Source organism: Paenibacillus sp. FSL R5-0887, from assembly GCF_038002305.1.
GTDB classification, from domain to species: Bacteria; Bacillota; Bacilli; order Paenibacillales; family Paenibacillaceae; genus Paenibacillus_AQ; species Paenibacillus_AQ odorifer.
On the sequence record NZ_JBBOCE010000001.1, the window covers coordinates 2,023,198 to 2,039,647 of the forward strand.

16 protein-coding genes are annotated in these 16,450 nt (G+C 43.4%); 5 read left to right on the plus strand and 11 right to left on the minus strand.

The window, feature by feature from the left end; translation table 11 throughout:
- Positions 1-92 precede the first annotated feature (92 nt).
- Positions 93-1,007 carry a helix-turn-helix domain-containing protein gene (locus MKY14_RS09040; RefSeq protein ID WP_076277792.1) on the plus strand — a complete coding sequence of 305 codons (915 nt, stop codon included), beginning with the start codon at positions 93-95 and terminating at the stop codon, positions 1,005-1,007.
- 78 nt (positions 1,008-1,085) lie between these two features.
- Here MKY14_RS09040 and MKY14_RS09045 read toward each other — a convergent pair whose 3' ends face one another.
- From MKY14_RS09045 to MKY14_RS09065, 5 genes are all read right to left on the minus strand, one after another.
- The gene (locus MKY14_RS09045; RefSeq protein WP_175619013.1) at positions 1,086-1,922 is read right to left on the minus strand and encodes a carbohydrate ABC transporter permease; all 837 of its coding nucleotides are present in this window, start codon (positions 1,920-1,922) and stop codon (positions 1,086-1,088) included.
- Position 1,923: 1 nt separating this feature from the next.
- The gene (locus MKY14_RS09050; RefSeq protein ID WP_076129834.1) at positions 1,924-2,862 is read right to left on the minus strand and encodes a carbohydrate ABC transporter permease; all 939 of its coding nucleotides are present in this window, start codon (positions 2,860-2,862) and stop codon (positions 1,924-1,926) included.
- A gap of 83 nt (positions 2,863-2,945) precedes the next feature.
- Positions 2,946-4,295, minus strand: a complete 1,350-nt coding sequence (locus MKY14_RS09055) for an ABC transporter substrate-binding protein (protein ID WP_340976349.1) — start codon at positions 4,293-4,295, stop codon at positions 2,946-2,948.
- A gap of 202 nt (positions 4,296-4,497) precedes the next feature.
- A complete protein-coding gene (locus tag MKY14_RS09060) occupies positions 4,498-6,279 on the minus strand; it encodes a cache domain-containing sensor histidine kinase (protein ID WP_076182507.1) in 1,782 nt (593 codons plus the stop codon).
- A 32-nt stretch (positions 6,280-6,311) separates the two neighbouring features.
- On the minus strand, positions 6,312-7,913 hold the full coding sequence (locus MKY14_RS09065) for a response regulator (RefSeq protein ID WP_076190964.1): 1,602 nt from the start codon (positions 7,911-7,913) through the stop codon (positions 6,312-6,314).
- Between the two features lie 279 nt (positions 7,914-8,192).
- Here MKY14_RS09065 and MKY14_RS09070 point away from each other — a divergent pair, with 279 nt between their 5' ends.
- From MKY14_RS09070 to MKY14_RS09080, 3 genes are all read left to right on the plus strand, one after another.
- Positions 8,193-8,675 (plus strand): MarR family transcriptional regulator, encoded by a 483-nt coding sequence (locus MKY14_RS09070; RefSeq protein ID WP_076182515.1) that lies wholly within the window; start codon positions 8,193-8,195, stop codon positions 8,673-8,675.
- A gap of 156 nt (positions 8,676-8,831) precedes the next feature.
- Entirely contained in the window at positions 8,832-10,067 is a 1,236-nt protein-coding gene (locus MKY14_RS09075; RefSeq protein ID WP_248548812.1) for an MFS transporter, read from the plus strand.
- A gap of 61 nt (positions 10,068-10,128) precedes the next feature.
- Positions 10,129-10,881: a YdcF family protein gene (locus MKY14_RS09080; protein ID WP_340976350.1), complete on the plus strand. Its 753-nt coding sequence runs from the start codon at positions 10,129-10,131 to the stop codon at positions 10,879-10,881.
- On the opposite strand, the gene ybaK is transcribed toward MKY14_RS09080, so the two are convergent.
- The 5 genes from ybaK to MKY14_RS09105 form a co-directional block, all read right to left on the minus strand.
- Positions 10,870-11,343, minus strand: coding sequence for a Cys-tRNA(Pro) deacylase (ybaK, locus tag MKY14_RS09085; RefSeq protein ID WP_076129827.1), 474 nt, complete (start codon positions 11,341-11,343; stop codon positions 10,870-10,872). The genes MKY14_RS09080 and ybaK overlap by 12 nt on opposite strands.
- A gap of 100 nt (positions 11,344-11,443) precedes the next feature.
- The gene (locus MKY14_RS09090; protein WP_036688306.1) at positions 11,444-11,695 is read right to left on the minus strand and encodes a YolD-like family protein; all 252 of its coding nucleotides are present in this window, start codon (positions 11,693-11,695) and stop codon (positions 11,444-11,446) included.
- An 85-nt stretch (positions 11,696-11,780) separates the two neighbouring features.
- Positions 11,781-12,599 (minus strand): SPL family radical SAM protein, encoded by an 819-nt coding sequence (locus tag MKY14_RS09095; protein ID WP_340976351.1) that lies wholly within the window; start codon positions 12,597-12,599, stop codon positions 11,781-11,783.
- Positions 12,596-13,129 (minus strand): methylated-DNA--[protein]-cysteine S-methyltransferase, encoded by a 534-nt coding sequence (locus tag MKY14_RS09100; RefSeq protein ID WP_340976352.1) that lies wholly within the window; start codon positions 13,127-13,129, stop codon positions 12,596-12,598. Before MKY14_RS09100 ends, MKY14_RS09095 begins: the two co-directional genes overlap by 4 nt.
- Positions 13,119-13,739, minus strand: a complete 621-nt coding sequence (locus MKY14_RS09105) for a bifunctional transcriptional activator/DNA repair enzyme AdaA (protein WP_076182533.1) — start codon at positions 13,737-13,739, stop codon at positions 13,119-13,121. Before MKY14_RS09105 ends, MKY14_RS09100 begins: the two co-directional genes overlap by 11 nt.
- 213 nt (positions 13,740-13,952) lie before the next feature.
- Here MKY14_RS09105 and MKY14_RS09110 point away from each other — a divergent pair, with 213 nt between their 5' ends.
- Positions 13,953-14,495, plus strand: coding sequence for a MerR family transcriptional regulator (locus MKY14_RS09110; protein WP_340976353.1), 543 nt, complete (start codon positions 13,953-13,955; stop codon positions 14,493-14,495).
- 146 nt (positions 14,496-14,641) lie between these two features.
- On the opposite strand, the gene aspA is transcribed toward MKY14_RS09110, so the two are convergent.
- Entirely contained in the window at positions 14,642-16,066 is a 1,425-nt protein-coding gene (gene aspA / locus MKY14_RS09115) for an aspartate ammonia-lyase (protein ID WP_036689072.1), read from the minus strand.
- Positions 16,067-16,450: the final 384 nt, after the last annotated feature.

The window sequence follows — 16,450 nt, forward strand, 5'->3', positions numbered from 1 at the left end:
AGGGTTAAAGCCTTCTTTTATTTGGGCAAATCAAACATCGATAATAACCTATGTTATAATGAAGCCAAACTTTACAGTAAAAGAGGATTGAAATGATCTCGAATGATCCCGCTTTTCATAATTCTATTGATGGCCAGATGTCTCCAGACATCCAAGCGGCTTTCCATATCTTCGCCGCGCATTGGAGAAAAGTAAATCCGGATTGGCAATATCCCGTACACACTCATCCTATGTTTGAGATTAACGTTGTACTGCAGGGTGAGCAACATATGACGGTCGGCAATAAATCTTTTATCCAGCAAAGCGGTGATATTTTGTTCATTCGTCCCGGTGTAGAACATAGCAGCCTCGGTTCGAATGCTAGTCGTGACATGACTTATTACTGCCTACATTTTGATATTGATGATCTGATTTTACGGCGAGCTTTGCTAACAGCAGACGCTGTTAGTCTAAGTGGGAATACCCCGGAGCTGCGAGCCATTCGTTCCGCTCTAGATGTCATCATAAATTCTTCCATCCTGTCAGAGTCAAAGGACACACACAGAAATCGCCTGATTACATTGCATGCTTCGCTGCAACTTCTAACCGCGCTCAGCGGCTGGGTACTTTCGGAGATGCCCCTCCTGGCAGATACAGAAGCTACGGAAAATACCGTCGCCTTAGCTAACGCCATCGAAGGATTGCTGCAAGAATCTGTCTCCTCTGCTGCAAGCACAGGCGAAAGAGGCGGCGGTATTGAGTACATTGCGGCAAAACTCGGATACAGTACAACTCACTGCAATCGTGTTTTCCACCAAATTTATGGCATGTCGCCAAGACAATATTTATCCCGCTTGATCATTCGTCACGCCAAACTGCTGCTAATGGATAATAGTCTATCTGTCGAATCGGTCGCCCACCGGCTAGGATACCGGGATGTGTCCCATTTCAGCAAGCAATTCAAACGCTGGACAGGTCTCCCGCCAATGGGCTACCGCCGTTTAACCGCGAATCCAAATACACTTTAGTGATTGTTTTCCATACAAAAAAAAGGGATGTACCCCGCAGCCCACAAAGTGGTTACAGGATATATCCCTTTTTATGAATTAACCCTTCGTTGCACCAGACGCAATCCCCTTAACAAAATACTTCTGCAAGGCGATAAACACAATCAGCACAGGCACAACCGACATTGCTGTTCCTGCAAAAATCATATCCCAACGTGAGGAGAATTCTCCGATATAACGGTAAATTTCCACGACCATAGTTTTAGCCTGTCCTGAAGGCAATACCAGCATCGGCATCAGGAAATCATTCCAGATTCCAAGTCCGTTTAAGACCACCATACTGGCTGTGACGGGTCCTAGCAGCGGGAAAACAATTTTCCAAAATATCGCATAACGAGAACATCCGTCGATCTCTGCCGCTTCTTCAATTTCTCTAGGAATGCCTTTGACAAAGCTTGTATACAGCAGGCACCCAAAGCCCACCGCACCGGCTACATAAATTAGAATTGGACCGGCAAGGCTGCCGTATAACCCCAGCATTCTAAGCTCTTTAAACAGAGGAATCATATACGCCTGAAAAGGGATCATCATTCCTGCTAAAAAGTAAACAAACATGAACCGGGTCCATCTGGCATTTCTGCGTTCAATTGCGTAGCCCGCCATCGGAATAATCAAGACCTGTGCCGCAATAGAAAATGCTGTCAAAATCAGACTATTCAGAATAGCCCGTGGAAACTCTGTTTCGGTTAACAGATATTTAAAGCTGTCCAGATAAAGGGTTTTCGGAAAAGCAATGGCATCCTTCATAATCTCTGCATTACTCTTGAAGGCTGACATCAAATTAAAGAAAATAGGAAAGAAAAAGATAATAGCCACTAATAATGTAACAATGAAAAGTGCGATTTGCCCAACTCTTTTGCGTGTTTGCATCGTCATCTTAGAGCTGCACCTCCCGCTTCTGGAGAACCTTCACTTGGAAGACTGTAATGATAAGTATGATTAAGAACAAGACCATCGCCAGCGCAGTACCAAAACCTTGTCTTAATTCACCAAACCCAACCTTATAAATAATATAAGTTAATGTCTCCGTCTCAAAGCCCGGACCACCATCAGTCATGACGGCAATCTGATCAAAAATCTTCAAGGCGCTGATCATCGATAATACCATACATACAGTCATTGACCCCGCAAGCAGCGGAAAGGTAATATGCCGGAACTGTTGCCAGCCCCCTGCTCCATCAATACTGGCCGCCTCATTCAATTCCTGCGGAATACCTTGCAATCCAGCGAGATAAATGATCATATAATACCCCGCGCCTTTCCAAACGGTAGACAAAATAATCGACAGCATCGCATATTTAGGATTGCCCAACCAATCCACAATCCAGGTTCCAAGCCCAACAGACTCCAGAATCTGATTAAATACACCAAAGTTGTAATTCAGGATCATCGCCCAGACGAAACCCATTACGATTCCACTAAGCAACGTAGGGAAATAAAATACACTTCTGAATAAATTCCGGAACCAGCGTACCTTATCGACCATCATAGCCATTGCAATTGCTGCAATATTCTCTAGAACAACAAGTGAAATGGTCATGATCATCGTATTTTTCAGTGCGTTATGCACCCTTGGACTATTCCAAATTTCCACAAAGTTAGCGAAGCCGATATACCTTACGTTGTCGCTAATGCCATCCCATGAGGTGAAGCTTAAATAGACACTGCCTACCGTAGGGACGATAACGAACAAGGTGTACAAAATAAATGATGGTAATATGAACAGCAGAGCGTAGGACTGCCATTTTTTCTTTTTCTTTTTGTGCTGCACAGTGCCTATCAATGACTTGTCAGCATTTACTGCGGATGTAGCCATGGCTACTCTCCCTCCCTTAAAGACCGCGCTTGTTAAAAAGAGAACCTCTGCAGCAGCAGAGGTTGCTCGATCAGGCGCTGCTCTTACATCTGATTAGCTTTCACTTGGTTGTCATACTCTGTATCCGCATCTTTCATGTACTTCGCTACATCTCCATCTTTTACCACGAGATCCTGCAACAGCTTGTAGTACCAGTTACGGAATTGTGGAGGGATTAGATTGTCTCCCCACCAGTTATTGATCGCCAACGATTTCACTACATTCGGGTCAGCAATAAGATCCAAAGCCACCTGCATTTGTTCACTTGTGTCATAGGTTACTTTCTCTTTTGTTGAAGGAATCGCATTTATCGTTGCTAAATAGTTCGAATACTGTTCTGGGGCGAAGAAGAAACGGATAAAGTCTTTGATGGCTTCTGTTTTGTCTGCATCCTTAGCGGCTTCAGCCGATAAAGACCAGCCTGCAGGTGACGGAAGACCTATGACATTGATTTTCCCTTCACGGTCAGGAAGAGCATAGAAGCCAAATTCAAAGTTCGGGTCTGCTTCAGCGATTTGTGTAAACATCCACGTACCGGAGTACAATTGTGCTGCTTTGCCAGAAACAAGAATCGAAGCGGTCTGATTGTCGCCCGTGCTGAGCCAACCTTTATCTACATAATTCTTGAACAATTCTTTGAAGTCCGTTATGCCTTGAACTACATTAGCATCCGTGAAGTTGACCGTTTTAGCGGTACGTTTGGAGTTCCAATCTGCATCTTTCGAGTAGACCTCATCAATCAGGAATTTGTTAACCCAAAAGCCCATATGGAAAATATCTTTTCCGCCTACTACAATCGGAGTAATGCCTGATGTTTTCAATTTTTCTTGGATGGCGATGAATTCGTCATAGGTTTTTGGAAGCTCGGTGATCCCTGCATCCGCATATGCTTTTTTGCTGTAGATAATCCCTTGGGGAGCGTTCACTTGCAGCGGTGCGTTCCACACCTTACCATCCACTTGTGGAGGGGCTTCGAACAAATCTAGCAGATCGGAAGGCAGCTCTACAATCTTACCCGCATCGGCAAAAACTTCTGTATCCCGCATTTCCACCAGGTCCGGGAATTCACCCACAGCATCCTTGGTTTTCAGCCAGTCAAGATAGGCAGCGGATGAAGTTTCGCTCAAATCTTTAATAGTGACATTCGGATTAGCTGCAGTAAACTTTTTGACCGTATCTGAGATAGCTTTTTTGGTGGCCGGATCTCCGGAGGCGTAACCTATCGTAAAGCTAACCTCTTTTTTGTTCTCTTGCGGTGTATTTGAAGGCGTCTCGGATGCTGGCGTATTAGTTGCCTTACTTCCTGCATTATTATTATTTCCACCGCAAGCAGTCAAAACTGTTGTTGTGGCAAGTAACAATACGGATAGTTTCATCATTGTTTTTTTGTACATATCATAATAGCCTCCCCTTTTAGTGAACCGTGGAAACTGAAGCAAGATGTGCGCATCATCTCTCGAAAGCGTTTCCGTTGCTAATAGAATAGCATTCCTTATAAATAGTTAGAATGAACTTTTTTAAGCGGGATATGCGGTGAATTTAAGAATAAGTAAAAAAAGAACGAAAGACCGCAGTCTTCCGTTCATCGTCTATCCTTTACGCATTCTCCGAATCCGAGATTTTATACGGATCCTCTACAATCGGAAGCAACAATAGAATTGATGTCCCAATATGCTCACGGCTGCTGATAGATACCCCGTATTCTGCACCGTACACTGTACGAATTCGTTCATGTACATTTTTTAGTCCAACATTTTTGCTAGGCGAACTAGGCTCTTCCAAGGTTTCAGCCAACTGCTGTACCTTTTCCTTGCTCATACCGATTCCATCATCATAGATCGTAACCAACAGCATTTCATCTTTCTTTTCGATCGTCAATCCAACTGTCCCTCTGCCTTGACTGCGTAAGCCATGCTGGATAGCATTTTCAACTATCGGCTGAAGTGACAATTTCAGAATGTACCAGTTCAGATCCACTTCGGGTGAGAGATCGACTACAAGCTCAAATTTATTCTCATACCGCACAGAGATAATATAGAAATAATCCCGTAGATGCTCCAGCTCCTGTCGTATGCTTACCCTGTCCTCTCCATAGTCGATTACATATTTCAACTGGTTAGAGAGTGATAAAATCATATCTGCGACCTCATCATTATCTTTATCCACCGCATTCATTCGAATGACTTCCAGGGTGTTGTATAAATAATGCGGACGAATCTGACTCTTCAGAGCATTTAACTCCGTTTGCTTCTGCTTGATCTGGGCAACGTAAGCTTCATCGATATAGGCTTGTAAACGCTCGACCATTCGGTTAAAACCATGGCTAAGTCTACCCATTTCATCATTGCTGTTCACGACCATCTGGGTATCCAAATTACCGGATTCTACGATAGCCATTTGCTTAATTAAGTTCCGAATCGGAGCAGCCAGCCGCCTAGAGAACCAGACGCCCATGATGATCATTGCAATCGCACAAATAAACATCGCTATAAACACCGTCGTACGGGCTGAAAAAAGCTGATCGAATAAATTTGCTCGATGAATTCTGGCAGTCACCGTGCCTTTAAGAAAAGGAATCTCTTCACTGAGAACGATCATCTCCTCGTCCTTTTTAGCCCGAAAAGCCTCTCCATTCGCTGACCTTGTCTCATTCGTGAAATATACATTTCCGTCGCCATCCAGCAGAAATAATTCATCCTGTCCCCCCAGATTTAATTCTCTGAAGAACTGATTAAATAACGAAACATCCACATCCATAAACAAGGTCCCAACTATCTTGGGATCTTTGGTGACACGCCCGGAAATATCAATTAAAGTACGGCCGATGGTGAACACACTGCGCTTTGAACCTGTATAATATTCTTCGGAATGGGTAGGGAAAATTGCCACTTGTGAAGGATTTGGAGCCATTTTAGTTAACCACTCTTGATAAGGCAGCAAATCAAAATTGACCCCTCTGTTTTCTTTTTCCTGATAGTAGAGCTTATCGTCTGACTCCCTATGAAAATAAACACTGGTGATGTAGGAATCACTGTAGAGAACTGTTTTTAGAAAGGTTTCAATAGGAATCGTATTGATCTGCTCCAGCTCATTTACATTATAGGTTTGATTCTGCGAATAACTCTCGATAAAACCTTCATATCGTCCCGTATACATCAGCTTAGAGACCTCATTGTACTGATTAAAGGCTGAATTCAGGTTATAGCTCATATATAGCACCATTTGCTGCAAATTGCTTGTTGTGTAACGCTCGACATATCCGGAAAACGTCTGCACAGAAATGTAGCTAAGTGCAAAAAGCGGAATTAGGCCGACTAATAAAAAGGAAGCGGAGAATTTAACAAATATACTTTTGGATCTTCGGCCCCAGATAAACATGAATGAAGGCATCCCCTTTGCTATCCATCTGACTATTGGCTTTTGAAGGATTGCTTATATTCTTGTGGCAGCTTGCCATATTTCTTCTTAAACATATCGCTAAAATGCCGGGCATTGTTGTAGCCTACACTATCGGCAATCTCATAAACCATCATATCGCTTTGCAGCAATAAACGAAGGGCATGATTCATCCTCACCTCAGTGACATAATTCTTAAAGTTCTGTCCGGTATGTTTTTTGAAAAAGCTGCTGAAATAATAGGAATTCATAAACATCATCCCTGCCATAGATTCCAGTGTAATATTTTCTGGATAATGCTCCTCAATATAAGCCTTCACCTGGGATAGCTGCTTCAGTTCCTTACTGCCCATGCGACTGCCAATTTGCCCGGACATTTTGCTCAAAAGCACACGGAAATCTTCCTCCACCTCTTGGAAGGTAGAATAATTAGCCAATCGTTCAAGAATCGGATTTGTATCCTGAAGTGATGGACCTGCCTCCACACCGAATTGAATAAGCTCTTGTTCAAGCTGCAAGAATGTATTGTATACGGTAGAAACGGCTTGGTTTCTATTCCCGCCTGCCGTCTGCCGGATCGTCTGAAATAATCGCAGGCACTCTTGCTCAATTTGTTCTTTGTGTTGTAATTTCATGGCAATCCCAAGGGCGGACTGGATTTCATGCAGCGGAGCTTGAATCAATGATTCACTCTCATACCTGCTCTCTTTAACAGGAATCACACGATTAGGCCCTGTAAAATATTTATAATTTAGCGCTTTCAAAGCTTGGCGATAAGATTCATCAGCATCATCCATACCGTCAACAGGATTGCCTACCCCAAGAGTCACCTTTAATTTCAGAAAACTTGTAATTTTGTCATGGAGGTCTAAGGCAATTCTCGCTGGTTCCTCAGCATATTCATGCTGGAGCAGGATACAAAAACGTTCCCCTTTACGGAACATATAGCTATTATCGCTTTGCTCCACGGTTTCTTTAATAATGTTAGACAGTGCAAAATCAATTAGCTTACGTTCGCGTTCTTCCCATCTGGAAGGCTGCCCCGACGACTCGTCCGTCTCTACCAAACAAATACTGACGTAGCGACTTAGCGCAATAATCCCCATATCAAGTAAGGTGTCTGCTGTTCCCTTATTGCCGTCCGTCAGCTTGTCGAGCAATTCTTCGATCGTTAATCTGCGGTTTCTCTGTTCATAATGGTTCAGCTTCTCTTTGTTGCGCTCGCCTTCTGTTTCTTGACGAATAAGGGAGACGGCTTTGCTCACAACCTGTTCCAGCTGATTTTTGTTCACGGGCTTCACCAAATAATCCAGCGCACCATATTGCAGTGCTTGACGGGCATACGTAAACTCCTGATAAGCGCTTATAAAAATAACCTTCACCGCTCTGCCAGCTTCATGAATTTCGCGGATGATATCAATCCCTGTATATCCTGGCATGCTTATATCACTAATAATCAGATCAGGATCACAATCCTCGATCTGTTGTTTCAGCTCAATTCCATCACTGGCCTCTCCAACAATGGTTAGTCCAAGCTTCTCCCATGAAATCAGTTTTTTTAGGCCTCGCAAAATCACCGGTTCATCATCTGCGAGCAGTACCCGAATACTCTTCACTATGCAGTCCTCCTACCTTAGAGAAATCATCCCACAGCTGTCCAATCATCTTAATCTTATGATAACAGACAAACAATCTTTGGTGCAGCTTCAAGCGGATGAACTTTCTTAAGAAGAAACCGCAGTTTCTTAAGAATATTATATCTACGCTTGTTACTACTCACCTGTTATTTTTATCTAAAGTTCAATGAAACAAACTATCCTCAACTTTAATATTGTTGAAATAGAAACAAAAAATCAATATAATTTGTTAATGTAAGAGCGCTGGGAGGACAGGCCATGAACAAAGAAGATCAGGTCATGATGGGTTTCAGGGATGTATATAACAAGATGGTTTGGCTTAATAAGGATAAGATGGAAGACAGTCTTAAGGGTTATAAACCTTCTGAAGTACATTGCATCGAATACATTGAAAAAAATGCAGATTCCAACGTCACAAAACTTGCAGAGTCCTTTTATATGACTCGCGGTGCCATAAGTAAATTAACTAAGAAGCTCATCCAAAAGGGCCTCATCGAAAGCTACCAAAAATCGGATAACAAAAAAGAAATCTATTTTAGGCTTACTGAGCAAGGGAAAGTAATTTATAAAATCCATGAGGACCTGCACAAAGAGTTCCAAGAGCGGGATAAAGCCGTATTTGAGCAGGTAACTGAGGAGCAATTTGACAGTATGCTTAGCTTCGTAGAAAAGTATAGTAGGCATTTGGATGCAGAAATAAAGAAACAGGGTATAGATTTTAATCCGAATAAATTCGAATAATGAAAATGAAACTCCATGCAGCCGGGCTCTTATGAGAAAGGCTGCATTTTTATGGTCATTATTTTGTTGACACGGAAACAAAACCGTGATAAAAATGGTGATGTACCAGATTTGTTTCCAAGGAATCAAAAAATCAACTTTTGAGGAGAGAATTTAATGTTCAAATTCAGATCACATAATGAACAGAACACAGAGCAAACCGTAGATAAACACGCTCTAATCTTCGGTTTGATCTCTGTGTTTCTGTGCGGAATAGGCTTCAGTATCATCATGCCCGTTGTCCCATTTTTAGTGCAGCCTTATATAAGCAATCCGGGAGAACAGGCTATAGTTGTCACGCTGCTGACGTCTGTTTATGCAGTCTGCGTATTTTTTGCAGCCCCTGCACTTGGAGCTTTGAGCGACAAATACGGGCGTCGTCCATTACTTTTGATATGCCTTTTGGGTTCCGCGATTGGATACTTAGTTTTTGGGATAGGAGGAGCGTTATGGGTTCTCTTTGTTGGACGTTTAATAGAAGGTATAACCGGCGGAAGCATAGGTACTATCTTCGCCTATTTTGCTGACATCATTCCACCAGAACAGAGAACCAAATACTTTGGCTGGGTGAGTGCGGTTGTAGGTGTAGGCACCGTCATTGGTCCAACGCTAGGCGGTTTACTTGCCAAGTTTGGTTATTCTGTACCTATGTATTTCGGAGCAATAATAACCTTATTAAATGTTGTTTACGGATTCTTTTTTATGCCTGAGAGCCTTGACAAGAACAATAGACTAAAAGAAATTACCTTGGTAAGACTGAATCCATTTACACAGCTTGCAAGCATATTGTCCATAAAAAACTTAAAAAGGCTACTGGTCTCAGCATTCTTACTTTGGATACCCAACGGATCTTTACAGGCTGTTTTTTCACAATTCACAATGGATACTTTCAGCTGGAAGCCTGCACTAATCGGACTGATGTTTTCAATTATGGGCTTCCAAGACATCATTTCACAGGGTTTCATCATGCCTAAGCTTTTGCTGAAATTTAGGGATAAACAGATCGCAATTCTTGGAATGGTTTCAGAGATTATAGGCTACAGTCTTATTGCACTATCTGCTTTGTTCTCATACTATCCGCTTTTTATCGCTGGAATGTTTATATTTGGTTTTGGGGATTCGATCTTTGGGCCTTCATTCAATGGGATGCTTTCCAAGTCTGTCGATTCTAGTGAACAAGGGAGGATTCAAGGCGGTAGCCAATCTATTCAGGCTTTAGCAAGAATGATCGGGCCTGTCATTGGAGGTCAAATATATGTATCACTTGGCCATGCTGCACCCGCTTTTATGGGGATGATCCTGATAGCTGCGGCAATATCCGTTTTGTATAAGGATACGCATGTAAATATGTAATCTTGCAATCTCATGTTACAATACAACCTGAACTTATATTTTTAGAAGGCGGTTGATACTGTTGATTTACATCATCAAATTTGTATACAGCTTTGTGCTTCCTCCCGGCCTGTTTATCGTGCTTCTGCTAGGTTTAGTCATTTGGTTATGGAAAAAAAACCGCCGGCCAGCACTAGTTCTACTCGGGGTTACACTATTAATGTATTTCTCCATGACACCCTTAGTCAGCGATGCGCTGATCGGCAGTCTAGAACGGAAATATCCGCAGCCGGAAACTTTGCAAGGAGATGTCATCGTCGTACTCGGCGGGGGCGCCAGCTCTGGCACACCGGATATAGACGGCGAGGGCAATTTATACGGATCAGCGGCAAATCGCCTGCTTACTGCTGTTCGCCTCCATCGGCAGACAGGTCTGCCAATCTTATTTTCTGGCGGACAAGTATTCTCCGACAGTGGTAATGAAGCGGATATCGCGCAAAGACAACTACTGGGTCTCGGCATACCCGAAGAGGACATCCTGATCGAAAATCAATCCCTCAACACGGAGCAAAACGCTGTAAATACCGCAGCCATCCTGCAACAAACCGGACTTATAAAACCTATACTAGTTACTTCAGGTTTTCATATGTCCCGAGCGATGTTGCACTTTAAGAATGCAGGGCTAACAGCGCAAGCCTATCCTACGGATTATATCGCCAGCGCTGATATTGCACTGCAGCCCGCCAAGTTCAGTCCATCCCCGGGAGCGATCTCCATAACAGGGTTAGCATTGAAGGAATATTTAGGCCAGCTTGCTGCTCGGCTATTTGATTAGTTCTGTAAATTTCGCATGTACAACCTCAGCGAGTAACTGTGGGGCTACATCCATTTGCTGGCCAATCTTCCCAGCGCTGACAGCCATCGTTTCCAGCCCTTCTGCGCTGCTCTCAATGAACGTGGGGTACAGCTTTTTCATTCCAACAGGTGAACAACCACCGCGGATATACCCTGTCCATTTCTGCAGATCCTTCACTGGCAGCATCTCAATTTTTTTCTCTCCGGCGGCTTTGGCCGCCTTTTTGAGATCCAGCTCTTCGGCAACTGGGATAACAAATACATAAAGATTTGCACCGCTATGAGCGACCAACGTTTTAAAAACCGTCTCTGCCGCCTTTCCAATCTTCTCAGCCACCGCCGTGCCATGGATTAGTCCATCTTCATTGTCATAGGCGAACACTTCATAGCCGATTTTTTTGGCATCCAGCATTCGCATCGCGTTGGTTTTGGTTACTTGCATTGTTGACCTCCCTTTCTATATCCTCTATTCCTTACCTTTATGATCAAAGAGGCCCCAAAGCTATGATAGCTTTCAGGACCTCCTGTTGCTGCCGTGCCCATTAATCTCTGGGATAATTAACCTGCATGATATCCATAAAAGGAACTTTTATGATTTCTTCATGGTTACTGAGGTGTACTTTCCCGGTTCGCGAATCCATTTCCACGATCATGCCGCGTACCTCTTCTTCTTTTCCCCATACGGTCAATAAAATCTCAGAACCTTCTTGCTTAGCTTCAACTAACTGATTACCTAACTCCTCAAGCACAAATTCATCTCTTGTGGGCCGCTTGGCCACCTTTGCTTTTGCCACACTAATCCTCCAATAAGCTATTACGGATATTAAGTATATTAAATACTAAGTATGAATGCTCTCATTTATTATACCATGTTTCAGATTAAGGCTCGAACCCCTTCTGGCTCAAGAATAGCTCCTCTTCGGAAAAAACTTGCTCAAGTCCTTCATACACTCTGCGATATGCTGCAGGATCATACCAATCTTCCAGTTGCAGCTCTTCATATAGGGAATAAATCCCTAATCTCCGTGTGCGTTTGCCGCCGCTGCCGTCGCCCATAAAATAGTCATCCACACAGACTCTATCCACCAAAGCCCTTAAGGTTGCTGGAAAAGTTGGACTGCTTGGCAGTACTGGCGCTATAGTAGCTTGAATGGGGATGCCAGCTTCACGTAGAAGCTGTAACGTCTTCAGTCTTGCAGCAATGGGAGGAGCGCTTGGTGTGAATTTTTGGCGAATATCTTCTCGGTCTGTTTCTACAGTTATACTTACACGAACCTTATCCTCTAAACGTAATAATAAATCTATATCTCTGCGAACCAGCGGACTACGCGTCTGCACGAATAGGAAATCGGGCGGATCTTGAACCATAACCTCCAGTAAAGATCTCGTCACCTCTTCCTTGTGCTCTACCGGTTGATAGGGATCTGTGCTTGACGACATAAAAATAGAGACGGGACCTTTCGCCTTCGCTTTGTGCAGTTCTTTTTGTAAAATTGCAGCCGCTTCTTGTTTAACATCTACCCACGTCCCCCACTCCTCTTTTCGGAACAGCGAGACAGGCATCTGACGTACATAACAATAGGAACAGCCATAAGTGCAGCCCGTATATGGATTTAAGGAATGACTGTAGCCTGACAGATAACCTGTTCCTTTATTCAGCAAGGTTTTTGGGGAGGTGTAATTGGACTCTATTTTCATATATCTGCTGTATACTCTCCTCTCTCCAACTGAAGTAGCTTGGTCTTCATATCCAAACCACCCCGGTATCCTGTTAATGTCCCATTCTTTCCAATAACCCGGTGGCAGGGCACCGTAATCAGAATCGGATTCGCGCCAATGGCAGTCCCTACCGCGCGTACCGCAGCTGGTTTTTGAATATGTGTAGCAATATCTGAATAGGACCAGGTTTGCCCATATGGAATTTCACATAACGCCTTCCATACCGCAAGCTGAAAAGGAGTTCCCTGATAATCAAAAGGAATGCCGAAGCTCTGCCGGTTCCCTTGCAAATATTCACTAAGCTCCCTCAAATAAGGCGCCATCTTCTCATCGTTCTGCACCAGTTCACTCCCCGGAAAACGACGTCTAACCCATTCGCTTAATTCCTCAAAGGGTTGCTGCTGCGAACCCACATAACTTAAACCCTTCTCTGTGGCTGCAATATAAAAACTCCAGTCCTTATCGGTTAATAATGTCCAGTATAGAATAGCATTTGTTTTATTCTCCATGATTCGGTCCCTCCAAATTAAAATCAGAAGCCAACGTTACTTTCTGTTTGTTAAGCTGACGAAACTGTGTGGGCGTATACCCTGTTTTTTTCTTATATAAAGTAATAAAATACGATGTATTGGGCAGACCCACGCGCAATGCAATCTCAGCAACTGCCTGCTCTGTAGTAAGCAAATACTCAGATGCCTTAGCGATTCTCTTTTGCTGTATATAATCCACAGGAGTGATTCCTGTTACTTTCTTAAAGGTTCGATGTAAATGATAAGGACTGCCATGACATACCTCAGCTAACGTTTCAAGGGTGAGGGGGGCCATATAATTATGATCAATGTACTCCGTCACCACAGCTACCCATTCCTTATCAGGAAGACGCTCACCTGTCGGTTTACATCTTTTGCAAGGACGAAATCCGGCTGCCAGCGCTTGTTCAGCATTCTGAAAAACACACGCATTCTCCCGATTGGGTGCTTTGGATTTGCAGGAGGGTCGACAAAAAATTCCTGTAGTCTTCACCGCATAAAAAAATATGTCGTTATAAGCAACATCGTTTTGCAAAATAGCCTGCCATTGCTCCTCAGTCATTTGTTCCTCATCTTCAATCCTGTTCATCGCCTTCACCTCTAATGCAATTATACCCCTGAGCAGGCTCATCTGTACTCAATTTGGAATGGAAAAGCAAGATAGTGAAATCCAAAAGGGTGAGATTGCTCGTAATTACACTTTGTTTAGCGAATACGCACTACCTTTGTCAACCGTGCAGGGAGCCGCTGCTGGACAACGAATATTACTCATAACATGACTACGTGAACTGGAGGAATCGAAATGGATATTCTAAAAACAAAAGATGCCGCAGAGCTGCTGTCAGTTAGTCTAACCACAATTAAACGTTGGGCTGCCATGTTCCCTGATTTTTTTCCAAAAGACCGATTTGGCCATTATGTTTTCTCGGAGCAGCAAATCGACCTGCTCAATCATATTAAAGACCGTATTAATCACGGAGAGGCCTTGGAATGTATACAACTCACACTCACGAATGAGCAGCAAATTTCCACATCACAACAGGAAAATCCACTACAGCACACAGTTGCTGAGCCTATGAAGGATATCTTGTCTCGCATCAACAATGTTGAACGTGCACTCGATCAAAAAGCCGATGAAGTAGTATTGATCCAACTGCTCCAGCAGCGTGAGGAGCTTGAGGACCTACGAATAATGATCAAGCAAATCGCGGCATCCATAGAACCGTTGCAAGTGTCTAACGGCAAACCGCTCACCTCTTATGAAAATTCCCAGTCCACTGCCTCTACCAGGCTAACGGCTCCGCCAAGAAAACGCGGCCTGTTACGTTCTTTATTTTTCTTTTAAGCCTGAAATGTAAAAAAAGAACCTACTTCAGACAATCGCGAAGTAGATTCATATAAGTAAAACATATTTAGGATCTCCCCCTGTCACCCTAAACGGTGGCGGGGGTTTGCTTTTTCCAAACAAAAAGCTCGATCCTCCGGAACATTCTACTCTTTATGCAATAAAGCTGCTCCTGCAATTCCCGGGTGTGTCATTTCGTATGGGTCCAGAATCAGATTAAGCTCTTCTTCGGTCAGCACATTATATTTAATGCACAATTCCCGTACAGATTCCCCAGTCAAAATCGCCTCTCTAGCGATCCGCGATACCACTTCATACCCCAGATGCGGGTTCACAGCCGTAATGATTCCGACACTCCGCTCCACATCCCGCTCAAGCTTTTCCTTATTGGCTTCAATCCCAGCCAGACAGAAGTCTGTGAAGACTTGGAAGGAATTGTTCATGATGCTGATGGACTGAATAAGATTGAACACAAGCACTGGCTCCATAACATTCAGCTCCAGTTGACCCGCTTGGGAAGCCAGACAGATCGTATGATCGTTCCCTATGACTTGAAAAGCCACCTGATTAATGACCTCTGCCATAACCGGATTAACTTTGCCCGGCATAATTGAAGATCCAGGCTGGCGTGCAGGCAATGAAATCTCATTAAACCCAGTCCGCGGACCGGAGGCCATCAACCGCAGATCATTAGCGATCTTGGACATGTTCATCATGCACACTTTTAGAGCAGCAGACACTTCTGTATAGGCATCCGTATTTTGGGTGGCATCGACGAGATGATCTGCCGTTACGAGCGGCAATTCACTGATCTCAGCTAAGTGCTCTACCACCAATTCAATATAACGAGGATCAGCATTTAATCCTGTACCCACTGCTGTTGCTCCCATATTGACTTCATACAAATGATGGCGTGTATGCTCAATACGTTTGATATCTCTTTCAAGCACTCTGCGATAAGCCTCGAATTCTTGACCCAGACGAATCGGCACTGCATCTTGAAGATGTGTCCGACCCATTTTTATCACAGGATCGAATTCATCCGCTTTTACCGCAAACACATCATGCATTCTGTGCATCGTTACAAGTAGCTGCTCCAGCAGTGAAAGTGTGGCAATATGAATTGCTGTCGGAAACGCATCATTTGTAGACTGCGCCATATTTACATGTGAATTGGGACTTAAGTGACGATAGTCTCCTTTTTCATGGCCAAGCAGTTCTAAGGCACGGTTAGCAATAACCTCATTCGCATTCATATTTAACGAGGTACCCGCACCACCCTGAATAGGATCTACAATAAATTGCTCATGCCACTGACCCTCGATGATTTCTTCTGCTGCTTTCACTACAACTTCTCCAAGCCCTCGATAGAGACGGCCAACTTCCATATTTGCAAGCGCAGCGGCTTTTTTTACAATCCCCATCGCTTTGATTAACTCTTTGTGAACCCGATAGCCCGTAATAGGAAAGTTCTCGACTGCGCGTAGTGTCTGAATCCCATAATAAGCGTTCTTATCTACCTGTTTACTGCCTAGAAAGTCATTTTCTACACGAAATTCAGTTTCAATCACTGTTATATCCCTCGCATTCATTATGATTAGGTTTATTAGAAAATAAGTAAGCGCAATCATTTCTATCTCACTTAGATATTAACCTTTATTGTGACAAATGTCTCTCAGAAAAATAGGGTTTAATGTAATTAATTACTATTTAGTAACCTAACACCGCTATTCTAAAGGGAAATGTGCTTAGGAAGGATTGAATTACCAAATCGTTAGGTCTAGTTTATCCAGATAAATCGTCGCTCACCCCAATTATAAGTATTTTGGACAAAATCACGTTTACGGATACTTAGGTATCTATTGCGGGCTGTGCAATGGGGCATCACATCCTTTCATGTAGCTCCTTATTAAAGAAGCCGGCCAAAAAGGCCGACTCGGATTACTATTTATCAC

What these genes read in the sequence shown, in the direction of transcription:
- ybaK (WP_076129827.1), bottom strand. Translation starts at nt 11,343, where the DNA reads ATGCAAGTAACCAAAACCAACGCGATGCGAATGCTGGATGCCAAAAAA.
- MKY14_RS09105 (WP_076182533.1), bottom strand. Translation starts at nt 13,739, where the DNA reads ATGAACAGGATTGAAGATGAGGAACAAATGACTGAGGAGCAATGGCAG.
- MKY14_RS09100 (WP_340976352.1), bottom strand. Translation starts at nt 13,129, where the DNA reads ATGGAGAATAAAACAAATGCTATTCTATACTGGACATTATTAACCGAT.
- MKY14_RS09045 (WP_175619013.1), bottom strand. Translation starts at nt 1,922, where the DNA reads ATGACGATGCAAACACGCAAAAGAGTTGGGCAAATCGCACTTTTCATT.
- MKY14_RS09055 (WP_340976349.1), bottom strand. Translation starts at nt 4,295, where the DNA reads ATGTACAAAAAAACAATGATGAAACTATCCGTATTGTTACTTGCCACA.
- MKY14_RS09075 (WP_248548812.1), top strand. Translation starts at nt 8,832, where the DNA reads ATGTTCAAATTCAGATCACATAATGAACAGAACACAGAGCAAACCGTA.
- MKY14_RS09050 (WP_076129834.1), bottom strand. Translation starts at nt 2,862, where the DNA reads ATGGCTACATCCGCAGTAAATGCTGACAAGTCATTGATAGGCACTGTG.
- MKY14_RS09095 (WP_340976351.1), bottom strand. Translation starts at nt 12,599, where the DNA reads ATGAAAATAGAGTCCAATTACACCTCCCCAAAAACCTTGCTGAATAAA.
- MKY14_RS09060 (WP_076182507.1), bottom strand. Translation starts at nt 6,279, where the DNA reads ATGTTTATCTGGGGCCGAAGATCCAAAAGTATATTTGTTAAATTCTCC.
- MKY14_RS09040 (WP_076277792.1), top strand. Translation starts at nt 93, where the DNA reads ATGATCTCGAATGATCCCGCTTTTCATAATTCTATTGATGGCCAGATG.
- MKY14_RS09110 (WP_340976353.1), top strand. Translation starts at nt 13,953, where the DNA reads ATGGATATTCTAAAAACAAAAGATGCCGCAGAGCTGCTGTCAGTTAGT.
- MKY14_RS09070 (WP_076182515.1), top strand. Translation starts at nt 8,193, where the DNA reads ATGAACAAAGAAGATCAGGTCATGATGGGTTTCAGGGATGTATATAAC.